At 71.4% G+C, this 22,473-nt stretch carries 14 protein-coding genes; 6 read left to right on the forward strand and 8 right to left on the reverse strand.

What is annotated here, in order from left to right; translation table 11 throughout:
• The 3 genes from ACIPWY_RS22865 to ACIPWY_RS22875 all read right to left on the reverse strand — a co-directional run.
• On the reverse strand, window positions 1-950 hold a 950-nt coding region (locus ACIPWY_RS22865; protein WP_401534668.1), incomplete at its 3' end, for an alpha-amylase family glycosyl hydrolase.
• Window positions 947-3,076 carry an alpha-1,4-glucan--maltose-1-phosphate maltosyltransferase gene (locus ACIPWY_RS22870; protein ID WP_362904490.1) on the reverse strand — a complete coding sequence of 710 codons (2,130 nt, stop codon included), beginning with the start codon at window positions 3,074-3,076 and terminating at the stop codon, window positions 947-949. The genes ACIPWY_RS22870 and ACIPWY_RS22865, both read right to left, overlap by 4 nt.
• Window positions 3,077-3,270: 194 nt before the next feature.
• Window positions 3,271-4,473, reverse strand: coding sequence for a S8 family peptidase (locus ACIPWY_RS22875; protein WP_401534672.1), 1,203 nt, complete (start codon window positions 4,471-4,473; stop codon window positions 3,271-3,273).
• Between the two features lie 491 nt (window positions 4,474-4,964).
• On the opposite strand from ACIPWY_RS22875, the gene glgP reads away from it, so the two are divergent.
• Together glgP and ACIPWY_RS22885 are read left to right on the forward strand one after the other, a co-directional pair.
• Window positions 4,965-7,583: an alpha-glucan family phosphorylase gene (glgP, locus tag ACIPWY_RS22880; protein ID WP_401534675.1), complete on the forward strand. Its 2,619-nt coding sequence runs from the start codon at window positions 4,965-4,967 to the stop codon at window positions 7,581-7,583.
• Between the two features lie 83 nt (window positions 7,584-7,666).
• The gene (locus tag ACIPWY_RS22885; protein ID WP_362904497.1) at window positions 7,667-8,188 is read left to right on the forward strand and encodes a GNAT family N-acetyltransferase; all 522 of its coding nucleotides are present in this window, start codon (window positions 7,667-7,669) and stop codon (window positions 8,186-8,188) included.
• Window positions 8,189-8,250: 62 nt separating this feature from the next.
• Here the strand turns inward: ACIPWY_RS22885 and ACIPWY_RS22890 are convergent, their stop codons facing one another.
• The 4 genes from ACIPWY_RS22890 to ACIPWY_RS22905 all read right to left on the reverse strand — a co-directional run bounded on the left by ACIPWY_RS22890 (window position 8,251) and on the right by ACIPWY_RS22905 (window position 16,288).
• Window positions 8,251-9,834: a M4 family metallopeptidase gene (locus ACIPWY_RS22890; RefSeq protein WP_401534679.1), complete on the reverse strand. Its 1,584-nt coding sequence runs from the start codon at window positions 9,832-9,834 to the stop codon at window positions 8,251-8,253.
• A 288-nt stretch (window positions 9,835-10,122) separates the two neighbouring features.
• A complete protein-coding gene (locus ACIPWY_RS22895; RefSeq protein WP_362904501.1) occupies window positions 10,123-12,180 on the reverse strand; it encodes a M4 family metallopeptidase in 2,058 nt (685 codons plus the stop codon).
• Between the two features lie 356 nt (window positions 12,181-12,536).
• A complete protein-coding gene (locus ACIPWY_RS22900) occupies window positions 12,537-14,420 on the reverse strand; it encodes an ABC transporter ATP-binding protein (protein ID WP_362904503.1) in 1,884 nt (627 codons plus the stop codon).
• Complete coding sequence (locus ACIPWY_RS22905; RefSeq protein ID WP_401534684.1) at window positions 14,417-16,288, reverse strand: ABC transporter ATP-binding protein; 1,872 nt, start codon at window positions 16,286-16,288, stop codon at window positions 14,417-14,419. The genes ACIPWY_RS22900 and ACIPWY_RS22905 overlap by 4 nt, the downstream gene beginning before the upstream one ends.
• A 174-nt stretch (window positions 16,289-16,462) precedes the next feature.
• Between ACIPWY_RS22905 and ACIPWY_RS22910 the strand changes: the two genes are divergently transcribed.
• The 4 genes from ACIPWY_RS22910 to ACIPWY_RS22925 are packed head-to-tail and all read left to right on the forward strand — an operon-like array spanning window position 16,463 to window position 20,129.
• Window positions 16,463-17,401: an ABC transporter ATP-binding protein gene (locus ACIPWY_RS22910; protein WP_362904506.1), complete on the forward strand. Its 939-nt coding sequence runs from the start codon at window positions 16,463-16,465 to the stop codon at window positions 17,399-17,401.
• Window positions 17,398-18,171 (forward strand): ABC transporter permease, encoded by a 774-nt coding sequence (locus ACIPWY_RS22915; protein WP_362904508.1) that lies wholly within the window; start codon window positions 17,398-17,400, stop codon window positions 18,169-18,171. The genes ACIPWY_RS22910 and ACIPWY_RS22915 overlap by 4 nt, the downstream gene beginning before the upstream one ends.
• Window positions 18,172-18,208: 37 nt before the next feature.
• Window positions 18,209-19,495: a sensor histidine kinase gene (locus ACIPWY_RS22920; protein WP_362904510.1), complete on the forward strand. Its 1,287-nt coding sequence runs from the start codon at window positions 18,209-18,211 to the stop codon at window positions 19,493-19,495.
• Entirely contained in the window at window positions 19,485-20,129 is a 645-nt protein-coding gene (locus ACIPWY_RS22925; protein ID WP_362904513.1) for a response regulator transcription factor, read from the forward strand. The genes ACIPWY_RS22920 and ACIPWY_RS22925 overlap by 11 nt, the downstream gene beginning before the upstream one ends.
• A gap of 3 nt (window positions 20,130-20,132) precedes the next feature.
• On the opposite strand, the gene glgX is transcribed toward ACIPWY_RS22925, so the two are convergent.
• Entirely contained in the window at window positions 20,133-22,448 is a 2,316-nt protein-coding gene (gene glgX / locus ACIPWY_RS22930) for a glycogen debranching protein GlgX (protein ID WP_401534690.1), read from the reverse strand.
• Between the last annotated feature and the right edge of the window lie 25 nt (window positions 22,449-22,473).

Genomic DNA, 22,473 nt, shown 5'->3' on the forward strand with positions numbered 1-22,473 from the left:
GGAATGGCAGGGGTCTTGGCGAGAATTTCCGAGACCGGATAGCGCGACTCGCGGCGCACGGCCATGAAGATGCGCGGCATGACCGGGAAGTGGAACGCCATGTGGCACTCGTCGCCGCCGGAGGCGTAGTCGCCGAAGTAGTCGACGACGTCCTCGGGCCACTGGTTGGCCTCGGCCAGCAGCACTGTGTCCGGATAGTGCGCGTCGATCTCCTTGCGGACCCGCTTGAGGAGTTCGTGCGTGGCCGGCAGGTTCTCGCAGTTCGTCCCTTCCTCGGCGTAGAGGTAGGGCACCGCGTCGAGGCGGAAGCCGTCGATGCCGAGGTCCAGCCAGAAGCGCAGGGCCGAGACGATCTCCTCCTGGACGCGCGGGTTCTCGTAGTTGAGATCCGGCTGGTGGGAGAAGAAGCGGTGCCAGAAGTACTGCTTGCGCACCGGGTCGAAGGTCCAGTTCGACGCCTCGGTGTCGACGAAGATGATCCGCGCGTCCTCGTAACTCTTGTCGTCGTCCGCCCAGACGTAGTAGTCGCCGTACGGACCGTCCGGGTCCTTGCGGGACTCCTGGAACCACTCGTGCTGATCGCTCGTGTGGTTCATGACGAAGTCGATGATCACGCGCATCCCGCGCTGGTGCGCGGCGTCGACGAACTCCACGAAGTCGGCCAGGTCCCCGAACTCGGGCAGGACCGCCGTGTAGTCGGACACGTCGTAACCACCGTCCCGCAGTGGGGACTTGAAGAACGGTGGCAGCCACAGGCAGTCCACGCCGAGCCACTGGAGGTAGTCCAGTTTCGCGGTGATGCCCTTGAGGTCGCCGACTCCGTCGCCGTTGCTGTCCTGGAAGGAACGGACGAGGACCTCGTAGAAGACGGCACGTTTGAACCAGTCGGGATCCCTGTCCTTGGCGGGGGTGTCCTCGAAGGTGTCAGGGACGGGTTCATTGACGGTCATGGTGTGGGTGACCCTCCGATCAACGGTGAGGACGGTCGCAGGACGGTGAGGATGTGCGCGGGCGCACGGCCCGGCTCGAGGCGCACATAGTTGGCCCTGCCCCAGTGATAGGTCTCACCGGTGAGCTCGTCGCGCACCGGTGCGGACTCGTGCCAGCCGAGTCCCAGTTGCGGCATGTCCAACGACACCGTCGCCTCCTGGGTGTGGTGGGGGTCGAGGTTGGCGACCACCAGAACCGTGTTCGAGCCGTGCGGGCCCGCGACCGACTTGGAGTACGCGATCACCGTGTCCTGGTCGGTGTGGTGGAAGTGCACGTCACGCAGCCGGCGCAGGGCCGGATTGCGGCGCCTGATGTCGTTGAGCCGGGTGATGAGGGGTGCGATCGAACGCCCCTCGTGCTCGGCCGACTCCCAGTCGCGCGGCCGCAGTTCGTACTTCTCCGAATGCAGATACTCCTCGCTACCGGGGCGTAGCGGGGCGTTTTCGCACAGTTCGTAGCCGCTGTAGACGCCCCAGGTCGGGGAGAGCGTGGCGGCCAGGACCGCGCGCACCTCGAACGCGGGGCGCCCGCCGTTCTGGAGGTAGGCGTGCAGGATGTCCGGCGTGTTCACGAAGAAGTTGGGACGCATGTACGCGGCCGTGTCCCTGGCCAACTCCGTGGCGTACTCGGTGAGTTCCTGCTTCGAGTTGCGCCACGTGAAGTAGGTGTACGACTGCTGGAAGCCGGCCTGCGCGAGGGTGCGCATCATCGCGGGGCGCGTGAACGCCTCGGCCAGGAAGATCACGTCGGGGTCGGTGCGGTTGATCCCCTTGATGACCCGCTCCCAGAAGACGACGGGCTTGGTGTGCGGGTTGTCGACGCGGAAGATGCGCACGCCGTGGTCCATCCAGAAGCGCAGGACGCGGGTCGTCTCCGCGATCAGGCCCGGCATGTCCTGGTCGAAGGCGATCGGGTAGATGTCCTGGTACTTCTTCGGCGGGTTCTCGGCGTACGCGATCGTGCCGTCCGGCCGGTGGTGGAACCACTCGGGGTGCTTGTCCACCCATGGGTGGTCGGGCGAGCACTGGAGCGCGAAGTCCAGCGCGATCTCCAGGCCCAGGTCCGCGGCCCGGCTCACGAACGCGTCGAAGTCGTCGAGCGTGCCGAGATCCGGGTGGATCGCGTCGTGACCGCCCTCGGGCGAGCCGATCGCCCAGGGGACACCCACGTCGTGCGGCCCGGGGGAGAGCGAGTTGTCGGGGCCCTTGCGGTATGTGGTGCCGATGGGGTGGATCGGCGGCAGATAGAGGACGTCGAAGCCCATCGCGGCGATGGCCGGCAGGCGCTTCGCGGCGGTGTGGAACGTGCCGGAGACCGGCGGTTCCCCCTCGCGCACGATCGCACCCTCCGAGCGCGGGAAGAACTCGTACCACGCGCCGTACAGCGCGCGCTCGCGCTCCACGAGGAGCGGCAGCGGGTCGGTGCTGGTGACCAGCTCGCGCAGCGGGTGGCGGGTCAGGACCTCGTCGACCTGCGGGGTGAGCGCTGCGGCCAGGCGGGCCGCGGCCGGGCGCCCGGTGTCCCGGAGCGCGGCGGCGGCGCGCAGCACCGTCTCGCGCTGCCCTTTGCGCTGCGGCACGCCTGCGGCCGCGCGCTCGTACAGCAACGCCCCCTCCTCCAGGACGAGTTCGGTGTCGATGCCTGCCGGGACCTTGATCCGCGCGTGGCGGCGCCAAGTGGTGACCGGGTCGCCCCAGGCCTCGACGAAGTAGGTCCAGCGGCCCTCCGACGTGGGCGTGACCTGCGCGCCCCAGCGGTCGGTGCCGGGGGCCAGCTCGCGCATCGGGGTCCACGGGCCCTTGTGGCCGCGCGGCGAGCGCAGCACCACGTTCGCGGCGACCGCGTCGTGGCCCTCGCGGAAGACGGTGGCGCTGACCTGGAAGGACTCGCCCGCCACCGCCTTGGCGGGCCTGCGGCCGTGGTCCACGAGGGGCTGGACGTCCAGGACGGGGATCCGTCCGAGCGTGGTGGCGGAGGAGGTGACCGGTGGGCGCCGGCGGCCCGGTGGTTTCTGCGATTTCGTGCTTCTGGCCGACTGCTTCGCCGGGTCCGTGTGCGGCTTCGGCGAGGGACTCTGTGCGGGCATGACCGCTCCTGACCGCGGGGGTTCGGTTTGCGGAAACGGGGGTGACGACGCGGGTCGCGCAGTGTGTACCGGAGGAGCCTTCCACGGTCGCAGGGCGGGCAATCCGGCGCTTTGTTAACTACTCGCGCGTAAGCACACAGACAAGTCCGGCCCCGCCGCGCACGACAGGACCGGACCATGAACTCACCTTTCCCTTAAGGATTGTTGACCTGGAGAAGATTGTTCGGCGAACCGGGCTGGGTGCCCGTGATCCGGCCCGTCGCCGCGCGCACCGTCAGCGCCCGGCTCACCTCGGCCGGCCCGGCCGAGGTGAGGTCGGACAGGTACAGTGCGGCGGCGCCGGCCGCGTGCGGCGACGCCATCGACGTACCGGAGAAGGTCGCTTTCCCCGTATCGCTCGCGTACCCCGCCGAGGTGATGTCGACGCCGGGTGCGAACAGGTCGACCCGGGTGCCCCAGTTCGAGAAGTCGGCGCGCCGGTCCGTGCGGTCGGTCGCGCCGACCGTGATGGCCTCCTTCACGCGGGCCGGCGAGTACAGGCTGGCCGGCAGGCCGTCGTTGCCGGCGGCGACCGTGTACGTGACCCCGGAGGCGATGGAGTTCCGCACCGCCGCGTCCAGCTGGGCGTTGGCGTAGCCGCCGAGGCTCAGATTCGCGACGGCCGGTCTGCGCGCGTTCTTCGTCACCCAGTCGATGCCCGCGATGACCTGGGCGGTCGTCCCGGAGCCCGCGTCGTCGAGCACGCGGACCGCGACCACGTGCGCCTTCTTCGCGACGCCGTGGCCCGCCCCGGCGACGGTTCCGGCCACATGCGTGCCGTGGCCGTCGCCGTCCTGGGCGGTGGCGTCGCCGTCGACGAAGTCCGAGCCGTACCGCGCCCGGCCGCCGAAGTCCCGGTGCGAGATCCGGATGCCGGTGTCGATGACGTACGCCGTCACGCCCGAGCCCGCGGACTCGGGCCAGGTGCAGGACGTGTCGAGCGGCAGGTCGCCCCGGTCGATGCGGTCGAGCCCCCAGGACGGCGGGTTCTTCCGCGTGTGGTCGAGCGAGACCCGTGAGTCCTGGACGACCGCGGCGACCGACGGATCGGCCGCGAGCCTTCTGGCCTGCGTCTCGCCCGCCTGTACGCCGTACCCGTTCAGCGCCGTGCTGTACGTGTGGCGTATTTTCGCCCCGTACTTCTCGGCGAGGCCCTTGCCCGTGCCGGACGGTGCCGTTCCCCCCTTGAGCGTCACGATGTAACTGCCTGCGACGGCGCCGGGCTCACCGGCGCCGAGTATCCGCCCCGGCGGGGGCGCGGCATGCGCGGGCGGTGTGACCGCAGAGTGCGCCGCCGCCGCGGTCGCGGCGATGAGCCCGCCCGACCGGCGCAGACGCCTCTTGCGCGTCAGAGTCATGTCGTGAGTTCCCCTCCTCGACTCGGCGCGCGAGGACCGGAGTTGCACGGCCGCCGGTCCTGACGGCCGGGAAGTCACGCACACCGCTTGGCAGCCTCTCGTGCGGTGTCAGGCCCTACAAGACCGCATGCGGGGGCGGAATCGGCCATATCGCCCGTGGGGGAGCGGTGGCGGTTGCGGAGAAGGTCGCGGCGGAAACCGGACTTCCTCCGGCCGGTACGCGGGCGGCGGCGCGGCGCGACGGGGAGGGCCTCGACGTACCGGGTCATCCTCATGGCGTACGACCGGCGCACCGGCCCGCTCCCCGTCAAGGACCCCCACGACGCGGCGAGATGCCCGTGAACCGGGTGCCGACGCGACCCCGTGCGCCGTGGTAGCCGGAGCCCGGTGGCCGTACCGTCGGGAGTGACAGCCGGGGGCCGCTCGACGGAGCGCGTCCTCCTCGCACGTGTGCGCGTATGCCCGCCGCGTCCCCCTACAGAGGTGAGAACGTGAAGGCCATCCGTCGATTCACCGTCCGTCCCGTCCTGCCCGAGCCCCTCGCCCCCCTCCAAGAGCTGGCCCGCAACCTGCGCTGGTCCTGGCACACCGGGACGCGTGACCTCTTCCAGGCCGTGGACCCGGCGCGCTGGGCCGCGTCCGACGGGGACCCGGTGAGACTCCTCGGCGCCGTGCCGCACGCGCGTCTCGCCGAACTCGCGACCGACGAGGGATTCCTGCGCCAGCTCGGCGAGGCCGCGGAGGACCTCAGGTCCTATGTCGAGGGCGACCGCTGGTACCAGACACAGACCCAGATCGGCGGCCTGCCCGCCGCCATCGGATACTTCTCCCCCGAGTTCGGCATCACCGCCGCCCTGCCCCAGTACTCCGGCGGCCTCGGCATCCTCGCCGGCGACCACCTCAAGGCGGCCAGCGACCTCGGGGTGCCGCTGATCGGCGTAGGACTCCTCTACCGGCACGGCTACTTCCGGCAGTCCCTGTCCAGGGACGGCTGGCAGCAGGAGCACTATCCCGTCCTCGACCCGCACGAACTGCCGCTGACCCCGCTGCGCGAACCGGACGGCACCGACTGCCGCGTCGCGCTCGCCCTGCCCGGCGGCGGCCGGCTGCTCGCCCGTGTCTGGCAGGCGCAGGTCGGCCGCGTGCCCCTGCTGCTGCTCGACTCGGACGTCGAGGAGAACGGCCCCCGCGAACGCGACGTCACCGACCGGCTCTACGGCGGCGGCAGCGAGCACCGGCTCCTCCAGGAGATGCTGCTCGGCATCGGCGGGGTGCGGGCCGTGCGCGCGTACTGCCGGCTCACCGGCCATCCCGCGCCCGAGGTGTTCCACACGAACGAGGGGCACGCCGGTTTCCTCGGGGTCGAGCGGATCCATGAGCTGGCCGGACGCGGCGTGGACTTCGACGCCGCCATCGAAGCCGTACGCGCCGGGACCGTCTTCACCACGCACACCCCCGTCCCCGCCGGCATCGACCGCTTCGACCGGGAACTCGTCGCCCGCCAGTTCGGCCCCGGCGCCGAACTCCCCGGCATCGACGCCGCGCGCATCATCGGCCTCGGCATGGAGACGTACGCGGGCGGCGACCCGAACGTCTTCAACATGGCCGTCATGGGACTGCGCCTCGCCCAGCGCGCCAACGGCGTCTCCACCCTGCACGGCAGGGTCAGCCGCGAGATGTTCTCGGGCCTGTGGCCGGGCTTCGACCCGGAGGAGGTCCCCATCACCTCCGTCACGAACGGCGTGCACGCCCCGACCTGGGTGGCCCCCGAGGTCCTGCGGCTCGGCGCGCGCCACCTCGGCGAACAGCGCACCCTGGACGCGCTGGCTGCCGGAGGATCCGACCGCTGGGACGCCGTCGCCGACATCGCCGACCGGGACATCTGGGACCTGCGGCGCGAGCTGCGCGGCCGCCTCGTGGAGGAGGTCCGCGAGCGCCTCGCCGCGTCCTGGCGCCAGCGCGGCGCGGGCGCGGCGGAACTGGGCTGGATCGACGGGGTGCTCGACCCCGACGTCCTCACCATCGGCTTTGCCCGCCGCGTCCCCTCCTACAAGCGGCTCACCCTGATGCTGCGCGACCCGGACCGGCTCAGGCGCCTCCTCCTCGACAAGGACCGGCCCGTCCAGATCGTCGTCGCGGGCAAGGCGCACCCGGCCGACGACGGCGGCAAGCGCCTGGTGCAGGAGCTGGTGCGCTTCACCGACGACCCGCGCGTGCGCCACCGCATCGTGTTCCTGCCGGACTACGGCATGGCCATGGCGCAGAAGCTCTACCCCGGCTGCGACATCTGGCTCAACAACCCGCTGCGTCCCCTGGAGGCCTGCGGGACGTCCGGTATGAAGGCCGCCCTGAACGGCTGTCTCAACCTCTCCGTCCTCGACGGCTGGTGGGACGAATGGTTCACGCCCGACTTCGGCTGGGCGATCCCCACCGCGGACGGCACCGCGACCGACGAGCAGCGGCGCGACGACCTGGAGGCCGCGGCCCTCTACGACCTCGTCGAGCGCAGGGTCGCGCCCCGCTTCTACGAGCGCGGACCCGAAGGGCTGCCCGACCGCTGGATCGGGATGGTCCGCCGCACCCTCACCCATCTGGGCCCGAAGGTCCTCGCCGGGCGCATGGTCCGCGAGTACGTCGAGAAGCTGTACGCCCCCGCGGCCCGCTCGGGCCGTGCCCTCACTCCCGAGGTGGCGCGCGAGCTGGCCCAGTGGAAGTCCCGCGTCCGCGCGTCCTGGCCCCGGGTGGCGGTCGACCACGTGGAGGCGTCCACGGCCACGGCCGAGCTCGGCGCGACGCTGCTGCTGCGCGTGCGGGTGGCGCTCGACGAGCTCGGTCCCGAAGACGTCGAGGTGCAGGCGGTGGCCGGCCGCGTCGACTCCGGCGACCGGATCACCGACGCGACGGCGGTGGCCCTGAAGCCGGCCGGCGGCCCGGACCTGGACGGCCGCTGGGCGTACGAGGGCCCGCTCTCCCTCGACCGCACGGGCCCCTACGGCTACACGGTCCGCATCCTGCCCGCCCACCGGCTGCTCGCCTCACCGGCGGAGACGGGCCTGGTGACCGTCCCGGCGGAGACGGCGGCGGAAGCGGCGGGGGTGCTCTTGCGGTGAGGGCGCGCTGAGGTCGCGCCGAAGATGCGCCGAGGGGCGACCGGATGGTCGGCGGCGTCGCGGGTCTCGGCGAAGATGGACCCATGACCGAGATCCAGACGCCCCGCCTCCTGCTCCGCCGCTGGTCCGAAGACGACCTCGTGCCCCTCTCCGAGATCCAGGCGGACCCGGACGTCATGCGCCAGGTCGGCGACGGCGGCCCGCGCGACCTGGAGCGGACTGCCGAGGACATCGAGCGCTGGGAGGAGGAGTGGGACGAGGAGGGCTTCGGCCCCTTCGCCGTCGAACTCCTCGCCTCCGGCGAACTGGCCGGCGTCGTCGGCCTCTCGGTGTCCGAGCTCGCGCCCGGCATCGAGATCAACTGGTGGCTCGGCCGCCAGTTCTGGGGCCAGGGCTACGCCTCCGAGGCCGCCCAGGCCACCTTGGAGTTCGCCCTCCAGGACCGCGGCATCGACCGGGTCGTCGCCCTGATCCGCCCGGGCGACACGGGCTCGGAGAACGTCGCCCGCAAGCTCGGCATGACGGAGGAACACGAGTTCACGCACCCGAAGCACGGCTTCGCGCTCCAGGTGCACGCGATCGACCTCACGGAGTACGAAGGCTGAGGCCCGACGCGCGAGGGGGCGGCACCCGGCGGTGCCGCCCCCCAGCCTGCTTACGCCTTACGTCACTTGACGTTGACCGCGGCCCACGCCCGGTCGACCGCCTTGTACTCCGCCGAGTCGGCGCCGTACAGGTCGGACGCCGCGCTCAGTGTGCCCTTGCGCGCGTTCGCGTAGTCCGTGTTCGTCGTGAAGTACGACGTCAGGGCCTTGAACCAGATCTTCTCGGCCTTGTCGCGGCCGATGCCCGCGGCCGGCTGGCCGTCCGCGGTCGGGGAGTCGTACGAGACCCCGTTGATGACCTTGGCGCCGCTGCCCTCCGACAGGAGGTAGAAGAAGTGGTTGGCGATGCCCGACGAGTAGTGGACGTCGACGTTGCCCGCGCCGCTCTTCCAGTTGTCCAGAGACGCGCCGTCCTTGCTCGGCTTGTCCATGTAGCGCAGCGGGGAGCCGTCGCCGTTGATGTCGATCTTCTCGCCGATGAGGTAGTCGCCGACGTCCTTGGGGTTGTTCGCGTGGAACTCGACCGCGGTGCCGAAGATGTCGGACGTGGCCTCGTTCAGGCCGCCGGACTCACCGCTGTAGATGAGGCCCGCGGTCGCCGCGGTGACGCCGTGCGACATCTCGTGGCCCGCCACGTCGATCGACGTCAGCGGCTTCTTGTCGCCCTCGCCGTCGCCGTACGTCATGCAGAAGCAGCTGTCGTCCCAGAACGCGTTGACGTACGCGTTGCCGTAGTGGACCCGCGAGTACGCGCCCTTGCCGTCGCCGTTGATGCCGCTGCGGCCGTGGACGTCCTTGTAGTAGTCCCACGTGACCTGGGCGCCGTAGGCGGCGTCGACCGCGGCCGTGGCCGCGTCGTTGGTGGTGCCGTCGCCCCACTTGTCGTCGGCGTCGGTGAACAGCGTGCCCTTGCCGGACGACCCGTGCTTGAGGTCGTACGTGCTGTGGCCGCCGCGCTCCGCGTCCGTGAGGGCGTACGAGGAACCGGACTTGGTGGAGCCGACGGTCACGCTGCCGCTGTACTGGCTCTCGCCGGCACCGGTGTGGATCGCGTCCCACTCGAAGATCTTCTTGCCGGTCGCGGCGTCCGTGACGACGTGCAGCTTGCGCGGCGTGCCGTCCTTCTGCTTGCCGGTGACGACCTTCTCGTAGGCGAGGCGCGGGGTGCCCGACGCCGCCCAGACCACCTTGCGGGCGCCCTCGGGGGCGGCTTTGAGCGAGGCGGAGGCCGTCGACACGGCGATTCTCTTCGAGGTCGCGCGGGTGACGCCCTCGGACTTGCCGGCCTTGGACTCGTGGACGACCAGGTCGCCGCCGAGGACCGGGAGTCCGTCGTAGGTGCGCTCGTAGCGGGTGTGCGTCGCGCCGTCGCGGTCCTTGACCACGTCACGCACGACGAGCTTCTCCTTGGAGCCGAGGTTCAGCTCCTTCGCCGTCTCGGCCTTCTTCGCGTCGGCGTCCTGGAGGAGGCCGGCGCGGGCGGCGCCCGAGAGCTTCATGGGCGCGGCGCCGGGCGTCGCGTCGGCCACGGGCTGCGCGGACGCGCCGGTGGTCATTCCGGCGGTCAGCAACGCTCCGGCGGCAACAGCGGTGGCGATGGCCAGAGTCGAACGCTTCTTGGTGAAGCGCGATATGTGGGGGGACACGCAAGCTCCTTGTGTGTGGGGTAAGAGAGCTGTGTGGTGCTGAAAAGCCGTGTGGTACTGGAATTGCTGGTGTTGCGTGGGGAAGCGTGCCAGTTGAGGCTTGTACATGTCAGGAGGGCAATCGGAGGTTGGCTGGAAATCGTCCGTTGAGCGATGCTCCTTGTACGTATTGCGAACGGAACATGAACGGGCGCGCCGTCCCGGGGAGTTCACTCACCCGGGGCGACGCGCCCAGACCGTGCGGGCCGAACAGCTCTCGATCGGCCTTGGGTTACCTCTGTGTGCGGTTTACGGGAAGGTGAGCTTCCAGCTGTTGATGTAGCCGGTGTCCTGTGCGGCCACGTCCTGGACCTTCAGCTTCCAGGTGCCGTTGGCCACCTCGGAGGACGCGTTGACCGTGTAGGTCGCGTTGACGTTGTCCGCCGAGTCGCTGCCGCTGGAGTTCTTCAGGCGGTACGTGGACCCGTCCGGGGCCACCAGGTCGACGACCAGGTCGCCGCGCCAGGTGTGCACGATGTCCACGGCGACCGAGAGGTTGCTCGGCGCGTTGCCCGTACGGCCGGTCACGGCGATCGACGAGGTGACCGCGGCGCCGGCGTCCGGTATCGCGACGTCGGCCGTGTTCTCGAACGACGTACCACCGCCGCCGCCACCGGAGCGCGAGCCGACGGCTATGCCGGCCCAGGCGTCCTGCACGGCCTTGTACTCGGCGCTGGTGGTGCCGTAGAGCTCACCGGCGACCGCGAGCGTGCCGGTGCGCGCGGCCGCGTAGTTCGTGGTCGAGGTGAACTTCGTGGTGAGCGCCTTGAACCAGATCAGCTCGGCCTTGGCGCGGCCTATGCCGGTGACCGGAAGACCGTCCGCCGTCGGCGAGTTGTAGCTGACGCCGTTGATGACCTTGGCGCCGCTGCCCTCGCTGAGCAGGTAGAAGAAGTGGTTGGCGGGACCCGACGAGTAGTGCACGTCGAGGTTGCCGAGCCCGGAGTACCAGTTGTCCGGGGACGTGCCGTCCCTGCTGGGCTTGTCCTGGTAGCGCAGCGGGGTGCCGTCGCCGTTGATGTCGATCTTCTCGCCGATGAGGTAGTCGCCGACGTCCTTGGTGTTGTTGGCGTAGAACTCGACCGCGGTGCCGAAGATGTCGGACGTGGCCTCGTTCAGACCGCCGGACTCACCGCTGTAGTTGAGACCGGCCGTCGCGGCGGTGACGCCGTGGGTCATCTCGTGGCCCGCCACGTCGATCGCGGTGAGGGGCTTGAGGTTGCCCTCGCCGTCGCCGTACGTCATGCAGAAGCAGCTGTCGTCCCAGAACGCGTTGACGTACGCGTTGCCGTAGTGCACCCGCGAGTACGCGGCGACACCGTCGCCGTTGATGCCGGTGCGGCCCTGCACGTTCTTGTAGTAGTCCCAGGTCTCCGCCGCGCCGTAGTGCGCGTCCGCGGCCGCGGTCTCGGTGTTCGAGGCGCTGCCGTTGCCCCACACGTCGTCCGCGCCCGAGTAGAGCGTCCCGGTCCCGGACGAGCCGTGGTTCAGGTTGTACGTCTTGTGCCCGCCGCGCCCGGTGTCGTTGAGCGTGTACGACGATCCGGACAGGGCCGTGCCGAGCGTCACGCTGCCGCTGTACTGCGTGTTGCCCGTGCCGTTCTCGATGCCCTGCCACTCGTACAGCTTCTTGCCGGTCGCCGCGTCCGTGACGACGTGCAGCTGGTTCGGCGTGCCGTCGTCCTGGAGACCGCCGACCACGGTCTCGTAGGCGAGGGTCGGCTTGCCCTGCGCCATCCACACGACCTTGCGCGGCGCGCGGTCCGCCTCGGTCTTCTTCGATCCGTCCGCCGTGGCGGCCTTGACCGCCTGCCGCTCCGCCGTGGCCGGCTTGACCGCGGCGGTGGTGGCGATGCCCTTGAGCGCGGACTTCGCGGCGCGCGTGACGCCCTCGGTCTTCCCGGACTTGGCCGTGTCGACGACCAGGTCACCGCCGAGGACCGGCAGACCGTCGTAGGTGCGCTCGTAGCGGGTGTGCGTGGTGCCGTCACGGTCCTGGAGGACGTCCCGTACGACGAGCTTCTCCTTGGCGCCGAGGCCGAGGTCCTTGGCGGTGTCCGCCTTGGTGGAGTTGGCGTCGCGCAGCAGCTCCGCGCGCTTGGCGGGGGAGAGCTTCACGGGGAGTGCGCCGGGGTCGGCGCCCTTCGCGACGGCCTTGGCGACCGCCGCGGCCGGCTGGACGTCCGCCGAGGCCATGCCGCCCGCCTGGACGGCGGCGGCGAGCAGGGCGGTGACCGCGGCGAGGGCGCCGTAGGCGGTCGCCCTCTTGCGGGAGGCGGATCTGTGGGAGGTGTCGGACGTTCTCAAGGCTGACTCCTTCTGCGGGCCGCGGATCGCACGGCCGGGAGAGACCGGACGGCGAATGACCGTCCGGGCAGAACAAGGCAGAACAAGGCAGAACAGGGTGGAACGAGGTGGAACCAGGTGGAACTCAGCACAACTGGGCACAGCGGGCACAACAGGTCGTGCTGCAGCTCACCAACGGGCCGCGCCAGTTCGGCTGTGGGACAGCTGTGCGAGGCCGAGGGAAGAGTGGCAGCAGAGAGCGTTGTCTGTCAGGAGCGCGTCAGGAGGTTGGCCGGAAACGGTCCGTTGCCCGGAGGTTCACGTTCGATATACGGAGCCGTTGCCCGGGTGCGGAGGGGTCGCGTCCGGGCCGCCGCTCAGCCGACCACGCTCTCCCGCCAGGCACGATGCAGATCCGCGAACGCTCCTGTACCGCAGATCAGTTGGTCCGGTGTGCCGTCTTCGGCGATCTGCCCGTGTTCCATGACCAGAACACGGTCGGCGATCTCCACCGTCGACAGCCGGTGCGCGATGACGACCGCGGTACGGCCGCGCAGCACCGTGTGCATCGCGCGCTGCACCGCCCGCTCGCCGGGGATGTCAAGGGAGCTCGTCGCCTCGTCGAGGATCAGGACCGCCGGGTCGGCGAGCAGCGCGCGTGCGAACGCCACCAACTGCCGCTGCCCGGCCGAAATTCGACCCCCGCGTTTGCGCACATCCGTGTCGTAGCCGTCCGGGAGCGCCGTGATGAAGTCGTGCGCGCCGATCGCCTTGGCCGCGCGCTCGATCTCCTCGCGGCTCGCCTCGGGCCGCCCGATCGCGATGTTGTCGGCGACCGTGCCGGAGAACAGGAACGCCTCCTGCGTCACCATCACCACGCCTCGCCGCAGCTCGGCCGTTCCCAGGTCGCGCAGGTCGACGCCGTCGAGCAGGACCCGGCCCGCCGAGGGGTCGTAGAAGCGGGCCAGGAGCTTGGCGAGCGTCGACTTTCCCGCGCCCGTCGTGCCGACGACGGCGACCATCTGCCCCGCGGGCAGCGTGAGATCGAAGCGGGGGAGCACCTCGCCGCCGGTGCGGTAGCCGAAGGAGACCTGCTCGAAGACGACCTCGCGGCCCGGACGGTCACCGGCGAGCTCGGGCAGTGCGCCCGGCGACGACGGCTCCGGAACGGTCGGCGTCTGGTGCAGCAGACCGGCGATCTTGCGGAGTGAAGCGGCCGCGGACTCATAGGAGTTGAGGAACATCGCGAGGCGGTCGATGGGGTCGTACAGACGGCGGATGAACAGCACCGCGGCCGCCAGGACACCCAGTTCGAGCGTGCCGTCGGCGACGCGGTAGGCGCCCCACAGGACCATTCCGGCCACCGCGGTGTTCGCGAGGAGGCGGGAGCCGACGACGTAGCGCGCCATTTCGAGCAGCGCGTCACCGTTGACCCGCTCGTGGCGGTGGTTCAGCCCGGCGAAGTCCGCGTCGTTGGCGCGCTCGCGGCGGAAGGCACGCACCGGCCTGATCCCGTTCATCGTCTCGGCGAACTTCACGATGACGCGCGCGATCGCGGAGGACCGCTCCGCGTACACCCGGGCCGCGCGCCGACGGTACAGCTGGATCAGTACGGCGAGCGGCAGGAAGGACAGGGCGGCGACGGCACCGATGCCGACGTCGAGCCAGAGCAGCATGGCCGTGATGTACACAGACGCCAGGATGATGTTGATGAGCTCCTGGAGCCCCTCGGCGAGCAGCTCGCGCAGGGACTCGACGTCCGTCGTCGCCCGGGAGATGAGCCGCCCCGACGTGTAGCGGTCGTGGAAGTCGACGCTCAGGGCCTGCGCGTGCCGGAAGATCCGGCCGCGCAGGTCGAGCAGCACGTCCTGGTTCACCCGCGCCGACACCTGCACGAACGCGAACTGGAAGAGGCTGGAGCAGCACGCCGCCAGGAGATAGCCGACCGCCACCGCGATCAGCGGGCCGTGGTCGCTCGCGCGGAAGGCGGGCACTGCGCTGTCGATGGCGTACGCGACGAGGAGCGGCCCCGCCTGCACGGCGGCCTGCTGGACCAGCAGACACAGCACGGCCAGCCACACCGTGCGCCGGCTCGGCGCGAGCAGGGAGAGCAGGAGTGCGCCGGTCGCGCCCTTGGGGGTGGGCAGGTCGTCCTGGTCGAACGGGTCCCCGGGGGAGGGGAGGCGCAGTTCCTCGCCGCCGTCGCCGTCCTCGGCCGCCGGATCCCGCGGCGTGCGGTCCGGCTTGGTCGTCGTGGTCATCGCGTGCCCTTCCCCTCCGGCCCGTCCGGCCCGTCCTCTTCCGTTTCCGTCCCGGTCTCCGGGTCCGCACCGGACATGAGATGCCGGTACTCGGCGTTCGCGCGCAGCAGTTCCTGGTGCGTGCCCACGGCGGTGATCCGGCCGCCCGACAGCAGCGCGACACGGTCCGCGAGCAGCACCGTCGACGGCCGGTGCGCGACGACGAGCGCCGTGCTCGCGGCGAGCACCTCCCGCAGGGCCGCCTCCACCCGGGCCTCCGTGTGCACGTCGAGCGCGGACAGCGGATCGTCGAGCACGAGGAAACGCGGACTCCCCACGACCGCGCGGGCGAGTGCGAGCCGCTGCCGCTGCCCGCCGGAGAGGCTGAGCCCCTGCTCGCCGACCTGCGTACCGGCCCCCCCCGGCAGCGCCTTCACGAATCCCGCCTGCGCGACCCCGAGCGCCCGGTCGAGCTGCGCGGCGTCCGCGCCGGCCGCCCCCATCAGCACGTTCTCCGCGACGGACGCCGAGAACAGCGTCGGCTCCTCGAAGGCCACGGAGACGAGGGTGCGCAGCTCCTCGCGCTCCATCGAGACGATGTCCCGCCCGTCGAGCGTGATGCGCCCGCCGGTGAGCTCGTGCAGCCGGGGCACGAGCGCGGTCAGGGTCGTCTTGCCGCTGCCGGTCGCCCCGACGAGCGCCATGGTCTCCCCGGACCGCACCTGCAGATCGATGCGATCGAGGACGGGCTCGGACGCGTCGGGGGCGTCCGGATAGCGGAAGCGGACCCCTTCGAACCGCAGCCCGCCCGCGGTGTCCTGCCCGTCGGAGGCGCCCGCCGGGCAGGACACCGCCGAGACCTCCTCGCTCTCCTGCGGCGCGTCCATGACCTCGAAGATCCGCCGGGTCGCCGTCGCCGCCTCCTGGCTCATGGCGACCAGGAACCCGATCGAGTCGATCGGCCAGCGCAGGGCGAGCGCCGTCGACAGGAAGGCCACCAGCGTCCCGGCGGACAGCTTCCCGTCCGCGACCTGCACGGAGCCGAGCACCAGCGCGGCCCCGAGCGCCAGCTCCGGAAGCAGCGTGATCACCGCGAGGATCCCGGCGAGCAGCCGCGCCTTGGTGAGCTCGATCCCGCGCAGCGTGCGCGACAGCTCGCGAAAGGCCCGTGCCTGACTGCGGTGCCGCCCGAACCCCTTGATGATCCGGATCCCGAGAACGGACTCCTCGACGACGGTGGTCAGATCCCCGACCTGGTCCTGGGCGCTGCGCGATGCCGCCGCGTACGCCGACTCGAAGTGGTAGCAGAGCATCATCAGCGGCAGCGCGGGCGCCAGCAGGATGAGCCCGAGTCCCCAGTCCTGCGCGACGAGCAGCACGAACCCGGCGACGATCGTCACGCCGTTGACGATCAGGAACGTCAGCGGAAAGGCCAGGAACATCCGTACGACCATGAGGTCGGTCGTCCCGCGTGACAGCAGCTGCCCCGAGGCCCACCGGTCGTGGAACTCGACGGGCAGCCGCTGGAGATGGCGGTACAGATCCGCCCGCATGGCCGCCTCGACGCTCGCGAGCGGTCGCGCCACCAGCCACCGCCTCAGCCCGAACAGCAGCGCCTCGGCGACCCCGAGCGCCAGCAGGACGCCCGCGCCCAGCCACACCCCGCCCGGGTCGTGGTCCGTGACCGGCCCGTCCACGATCCACTTCAGGACGACGGGGAAGACGAGTGACAGACAGGAGGCGACCACGGCGACCCCCGCGGCCCCGGCCCAGCGCGCCCGCACCGGCCGTACGTAAGGCCACAGGCGCAGCAGCGTGCGCACGGCGGACTGCTCCGCCGCCGGGGAGAGTCGGTCGGGGTCCGTGGCCGGTGCACGTGTAGTGGGCATCAGGAGTGAGACTACGGATCGGCACTGACAACGCCACCGGGTTTTCCGGCGATCGGGCTCCCGCGCCTCGGCCGGCCCCACAGGAGTCGTAGCGCCGTATCAACCGATCGGCTGATGCCCCTTCGAGCGCGTTGGGCGATGCCCGGGAGGGTCCCGCGCGGGGATTCTCGGAGCATGACGACGACACACAGCGCAGTACGGGGCGAGCGGCCCCTGATCGAGGTCGCCGGGCTCCGCAAGGTCTACGCCGGGCGGGCCGTCGTGGACGACCTGTCGTTCACCGTCGGGGAGGGCGAGATCTTCGGCATCCTCGGCCCGAACGGCGCCGGCAAGACGACCGCGGTCGAGTGCGTCGAGGGGCTGCGCGTCCCCGACGCCGGACGCGTCCGCGTCGCGGGCCTCGACCCCGTCGCCGACCACGACCGCGTCACCGAGATCCTCGGCGCCCAGCTCCAGGAGAGCGAACTCCAGGCGAAACTCACCGTCCGCGAGGCGCTCGAACTGTACGCGGCGTTCTACCCGAACCCCGCCGACTGGCGCCCCCTGGCCGAGCGCCTGCGTCTCACCGACAAGCTCGGCACCCGGTTCGCGAAGCTCAGCGGCGGCCAGAAACAACGCCTGTTCATCGCGCTCGCGCTGATCGGGAACCCGCGCGTCGTCGTCCTCGACGAGCTGACGACCGGCCTCGACCCGCGCGCCCGCCGCGACACCTGGCAGCTCATCGAGGACGTCCGCGACAGCGGCGTCACCGTCCTGCTCGTCACCCACTTCATGGAGGAGGCACAGCGCCTCTGCGACCGGATCGCCGTGATCGACCAGGGCAGGATCGCCGCGCTCGACACCCCGGCCGGGCTGATCCGCCAGGCCGCGGGGGCGACCGTCATCTCCTTCACGCCGTCCGCGCCGCTCGACGAGCGCGAGCTGGCCGGCCTGCCGGGGCTCGCCTCCACCGACCACCGGGACGGCCGGGTCACCCTCACCGGCAGCGACGAGACGGTCAACGCCGTGATCACGCTGCTCGCCCGGCACCACGTCACCGCCCACCAACTCCGTGTCGCCGACGCCACGTTGGACGACGCGTTCCTCGATCTGACGGGAGCGGGCCAGTCATGACCACCGCCACTGCCACCACCCTTGTACGGGGGCGCGGGGCCAACTCCGCCGTCCTCAAGAGCGAGATCCGCCTGTTCCTGCGCGAACCCGGCAGCCTCTTCGGCGTCATGGTCTTCCCGCCCGTGCTGCTGGTGATCCTCGGCTCCATCCCCGCCTTCCGCGAGGCCGACTCGGGCCCGGCCGGGTTGCGCCTCATCGACGCGTACGTGCCCGTCACCGTGCTGCTCCCGATGATCGTCGCGGGCCTGCAGGCGATGGCGCCGGTCATCGCCGGCTACCGGGAGCGCGGCATCCTGCGCCGCATGTCGACCACGCCGGTGCAGCCGCCCGCGCTGCTCGGCGCGCAGATGACCATCCACGGTGTCGCGGCGCTCGCCTCGTCGCTGGTCTCGCTCGCCATCGGGCGGCTCGCGTTCGACGTGCGGCTGCCGCAGCAGGCCGTCGGGTACGCGCTCGCCCTCCTGCTCTCGATCGTGGTCGCCCTGTCGCTCGGCGCGCTGGTCGCCGCCCGCGCCCGCACCGCGAAGGTCGCGAGCGCCATCGGCTCCACCGTGTTCTTCCCGAGCATGTTCTGCGCAGGGGTGTGGCTCCCGGTGCAGTCGATGCCGCACACGCTGGCGAGCGTCGTCGAGCTCACGCCGTTCGGCGCCGCGTCCCAGGCCATGAGCGAGGCCGCCACCGGTGGCTGGCCCTGGTCGCACCTGGCCGTGCTGGTCGTCTGGGCGGTGCTGCTGTCGGGTGCCGCCGCCCGCTGGTTCCGCTGGGAGTGAGCCGATGACCACAGGCGCGGCCGTGCAGACTGGGTGCATGACGACGGGAACGGACCAGGGCGGCGCAGCCGCAGAGGCGGCCAGGACGGTCGCGGAGCGCTGGGCCAACTTCCACCGCTACGGCCCCTTCGGCCTGCTCGTCGTCGGTGTCGTCCTGTCCGTCGCGACGGCCGACGTCGTCGGCATGGACCGGACCGACTGGTACGTCTTCTGGCCCCTGTCCGCCGGCGCGCTCGCCCTCCAGCTGTGGTGGAGCCGGGCCATGCGCACCAGGCCGGGCCCGACCCGCGCCGGCGTCTTCTACTACTGGGTCCGCTGGGCCATCGCCTTCGTCGGCTCCCTGATCAACCCGTTCTACGTGTTCTACGCGGCCTGCGGCTACTTCGACGTCGAGCGGCTGCTGCCGCGCCGCCAGGTCAGGCCGGGCCTGTTCGCCGCGATCGTCGTCGTGGCGGGTTCCCAGTCCGGCGGCCTGCCGCCGGACAACTCGGCCGGCTGGGTCCTGTTCGGCGGGCTGCTGGCCGTCAACTCCGTCCTGGTCGGGTTCATGGGCCACATCAACAACAAGGAGAAGGAACAGGCCCGCATCCAGATCGAGACCATCGACGAACTGGAACGCACGAACACCGCGCTCCAGCAGGCCCTGGACGAGAACGCCCAGCTCCACACCCAACTCCTCGTCCAGGCAAGGGAAGCGGGCGTCGCCGACGAGCGCCGCCGCCTCGCCGCCGAGATCCACGACACCATCGCGCAGGGCCTGACGGGGATCATCGCCCAGCTCCAGGTCGTCGCGGGCACCGCCGACCCGGCACAGGCCCGCCGGCACCTGGACCGCGCCGCCGACCTCGCCCGGCACAGCCTCGGCGAGGCCCGCCGCTCCGTGCACAACCTCTCCCCGGCGGCCCTGGAGAACGCCTCCCTGCCCGAGGCGCTGAAGAAGACCGTCGCCGGGTGGTCCCGGCGCACCGGCGTACGTGCCGAGTTCACCGTCACCGGCACCACGGAGCAGCTGCACGACGAGATCGAGGCGACCCTCCTGCGCATCGTCGAGGAGGCCCTGTCGAACGCGGCACGGCACGCCCACGCCGGACGGCTCGGCGTCACGCTCTCCTACATGGCGGGCGAGGTCACCCTCGACGTACGCGACGACGGCCGCGGCTTCGACCCCCTGGAGCTGCCCGCCCGCACCGGCACCGGCGGCTTCGGCCTCGACGGGATGCGGGCGCGGGCCGAACGCATCGCGGGCGCGCTGACGGTCGAGTCGGAGCCGGGCGGGGGCACGGCCGTCTCGGCTCGCGTACCGTTGGTGCGCCATGACCAGTGACTCCGTCATCTCCCTGCTGATCGTCGACGACCACCCCGTCGTACGGGACGGCCTGCGCGGCATGTTCGAGTCGGCCGGTGACTTCACGGTCCTCGGCGAGGCGTCGAACGGCGTCGAGGCCGTCGAACTGACCGACCGCCTCGACCCGGACGTCGTCCTGATGGACCTGCGCATGCCCGGCGGGAACGGCGTGGACGCCATCAAGGAACTCACCCGCCGGGGCGCCCGCTCCCGCGTCCTCGTCCTCACCACGTACGACACGGACTCGGACACGCTGCCCGCGATCGAGGCGGGCGCCACCGGCTACCTCCTCAAGGACGCCCCGCGCGAGGAGCTGTTCACGGCCGTGCGCGCCGCCGCCGACGGCCGCACCGTGCTGTCCCCGGCGGTCGCCTCCCGTCTGGTCACCGCGGTCCGCACCCCGGCCGCCCCGGCCGACGAACCCCTCTCGGCCCGCGAGCGCGAGGTCCTCGCCCTGGTCGCCAAGGGCACGTCGAACAAGGAGATCGCCCGCGTCCTGTTCATCAGCGAGGCGACCGTGAAGACCCATCTCACCCACGTCTACGGCAAGTTGGGCGTGAAGGACCGCGCGGCGGCGGTCGCCGTCGCGTACGACCGGAAGATCCTCGGCTAGCGGTTACCGGCCAGGGCCCTCCCCGTTGTCGGAGGGCGATATCGGAAGCACCCGCAGCAGCAGGACCGTCCGGCCCGGCACGGTGATCACCGCCCCCGCCGCGTGCGTCACCGCCGGCGCGTCCTCCTGCCCCTCCAGCGACGTGTCCACCACGACCTCGTACGCGCGCGCCCACGGCCCGCCGGGCAGGACACAGCTCTCCGGGCGGTCCCCGGCGTGCAGGACCGCGAGGAAGCTGTCGTCCGTCACGGGCGCCCCCAGCGCGTCGCGGCCCGGGATGTCGCGCCCGGAGAGGTACATCCCGAGCGTCGCCGCCGGCGCGTACCAGTCCCGCTCCGTCATCTCCGTGCCGCGGGCCGTGAACCACGCGAGGTCCCGCAGCCCGTCCGCCGAGTGCGCGCGCCCGGAGAAGAACGCCCGCCGCCGCAGCACCGGATGCGCGTGCCGCAGCGCGATCAGCCGCGAGGTGAGGTCGAACAGGGCCCGCCATCTCGGCTCTTCGAGAAGCGACCAGTCCACCCAGCTCATCTCGTTGTCCTGGCAGTACGCGTTGTTGTTGCCGTTCTGCGTGCGCCCCAGCTCGTCACCGGCGACGAGCATCGGCACCCCGGTGGACAGCAGCAGCGTCGTCAGCAGATTCCTCAACTGCCGCCTGCGCAGGGCGAGTACGTCCTCGTCCGACGTCTCGCCCTCCGCGCCGCAGTTCCAGGCACGGTTGTCGTCGGTGCCGTCGCGATTGCCCTCGCCGTTGGCCTCGTTGTGCTTGCGGCCGTACGACACCAGGTCGCGCAGCGTGAACCCGTCGTGGGCGGTGACGAAGTTGACCGACGCGTACGGGCGCCGCCCGCCCCACGCGTACAGGTCGCTCGACCCGGACAGGCGATAGCCCAGGTCCCGCACGTCCGGCAGGGCGCCGCGCCAGAAGTCCCGTACGGCATTGCGGTAGCGGTCGTTCCACTCCGTCCACAGGGGCGGGAAGGCGCCGACCTGGTAGCCGCCCGAGCCGACGTCCCAGGGCTCCGCGATCAGCTTCACCCGCCGCAGGACCGGGTCCTGCGCGATCACCGCGAGGAACGGCGACAGCATGTCCACGTCGTGCATCGAGCGGGCGAGCGCCGCCGCCAGGTCGAAGCGGAACCCGTCCACACCCATCTCCGTCACCCAGTAGCGCAGGGAGTCGGTCAGCAGACGCAGCACGTGCGGCTGCACGACGTGCAGGGTGTTGCCGCAGCCCGTGTAGTCCGCGTACCGGCGCGCGTCGTCCTGGAGGCGGTAGTAGCCGCGGTTGTCGATGCCCTTCAGGGACAGCGTCGGGCCCAGCTCGCCCGCCTCCGCCGTGTGGTTGTAGACCACGTCGAGGATGACCTCGATCCCGGCCTCGTGCAGCGCCCGCACCATCCGCTTGAACTCACCGACCTGCTGCCCGCCGGTCCCGGACGCCGCGTACCCCGCGTGCGGGGCGAAGTAGCCGATCGAGTTGTAGCCCCAGTAGTTGCGCAGCCCCCGTCGCAGCAGGTGGTCCTCGTGGGCGAACTGGTGCACGGGAAGCAGCTCGACCGCCGTCACCCCCAGCTTCACCAGATGCTCCACGGCCGCGGGATGCGCGAGCCCCGCATACGTCCCCCGCAGCTCCCGCGGGATCCCCGGATGCAGCTTGGTGAAACCCTTCACATGCAGTTCGTAGATCACCGAGTCCGCCCACGGCGTCTTCGGACGGCGGTCGTCGGCCCACTCGTCGTCGGGCGCGTCGTCGTGGACGACCACCCCCTTGGGGACGTACGGCGCCGAGTCCCGGTCGTCGCGCACGGTGTCGGCCACGTGCTGCTCGGGCCAGTCACGCACATGGCCGTACACCTCGGGCGGCAGCGTGAAGTCGCCGTCCACGGCGCGCGCGTACGGGTCGAGGAGCAGCTTCGCCGGGTTCCAGCGGGCGCCGGTCCACGGGTCCCAGCGGCCGTGCACCCGGAACCCGTACCGCTGCCCCGGCAGCACGCCGGGTACGAAGCCGTGCCAGATCTCGTGCGTCAGCTCGGTCAGCGGGGCGCGCCGCTCGCGGCCCGCCTCGTCGAAGAGACAGAGGTCGACCGACTCAGCGCCGCCCGCCCAGAGCGCGAAGTTGGTGCCCGCCGTGCCGTCCGGTCCGACCCGGAAGCGCGCGCCCAGCGGGGTCGGGGCGCCCGGCCACACCGGCTCGACGGGCGGCGGCCGCTCCCTCGTGCGGCGGCCCTTCCTTCCGGTCGCGGAGCGCGCCTGCGGAACCCCCGCGGGCCGTTCCACCAGGGCATCCTGTGGTGCCTCCTGCTCGGGTGCGCTCGCCACCTGTCATGCCTCCCGCGGCTCGGTC

It is taken from the genome of Streptomyces sp. NPDC090032 (genome assembly GCF_044748025.1).
Taxonomy (GTDB): Bacteria; Actinomycetota; Actinomycetes; order Streptomycetales; family Streptomycetaceae; genus Streptomyces.

What these genes read in the sequence shown, in the direction of transcription:
- ACIPWY_RS22870 (WP_362904490.1), bottom strand. Translation starts at nt 3,076, where the DNA reads ATGCCCGCACAGAGTCCCTCGCCGAAGCCGCACACGGACCCGGCGAAG.
- ACIPWY_RS22875 (WP_401534672.1), bottom strand. Translation starts at nt 4,473, where the DNA reads ATGACTCTGACGCGCAAGAGGCGTCTGCGCCGGTCGGGCGGGCTCATC.
- ACIPWY_RS22885 (WP_362904497.1), top strand. Translation starts at nt 7,667, where the DNA reads ATGACCGAGATCCAGACGCCCCGCCTCCTGCTCCGCCGCTGGTCCGAA.
- ACIPWY_RS22925 (WP_362904513.1), top strand. Translation starts at nt 19,485, where the DNA reads ATGACCAGTGACTCCGTCATCTCCCTGCTGATCGTCGACGACCACCCC.
- ACIPWY_RS22910 (WP_362904506.1), top strand. Translation starts at nt 16,463, where the DNA reads ATGACGACGACACACAGCGCAGTACGGGGCGAGCGGCCCCTGATCGAG.
- ACIPWY_RS22920 (WP_362904510.1), top strand. Translation starts at nt 18,209, where the DNA reads ATGACGACGGGAACGGACCAGGGCGGCGCAGCCGCAGAGGCGGCCAGG.
- ACIPWY_RS22915 (WP_362904508.1), top strand. Translation starts at nt 17,398, where the DNA reads ATGACCACCGCCACTGCCACCACCCTTGTACGGGGGCGCGGGGCCAAC.
- ACIPWY_RS22900 (WP_362904503.1), bottom strand. Translation starts at nt 14,420, where the DNA reads ATGACCACGACGACCAAGCCGGACCGCACGCCGCGGGATCCGGCGGCC.
- ACIPWY_RS22905 (WP_401534684.1), bottom strand. Translation starts at nt 16,288, where the DNA reads ATGCCCACTACACGTGCACCGGCCACGGACCCCGACCGACTCTCCCCG.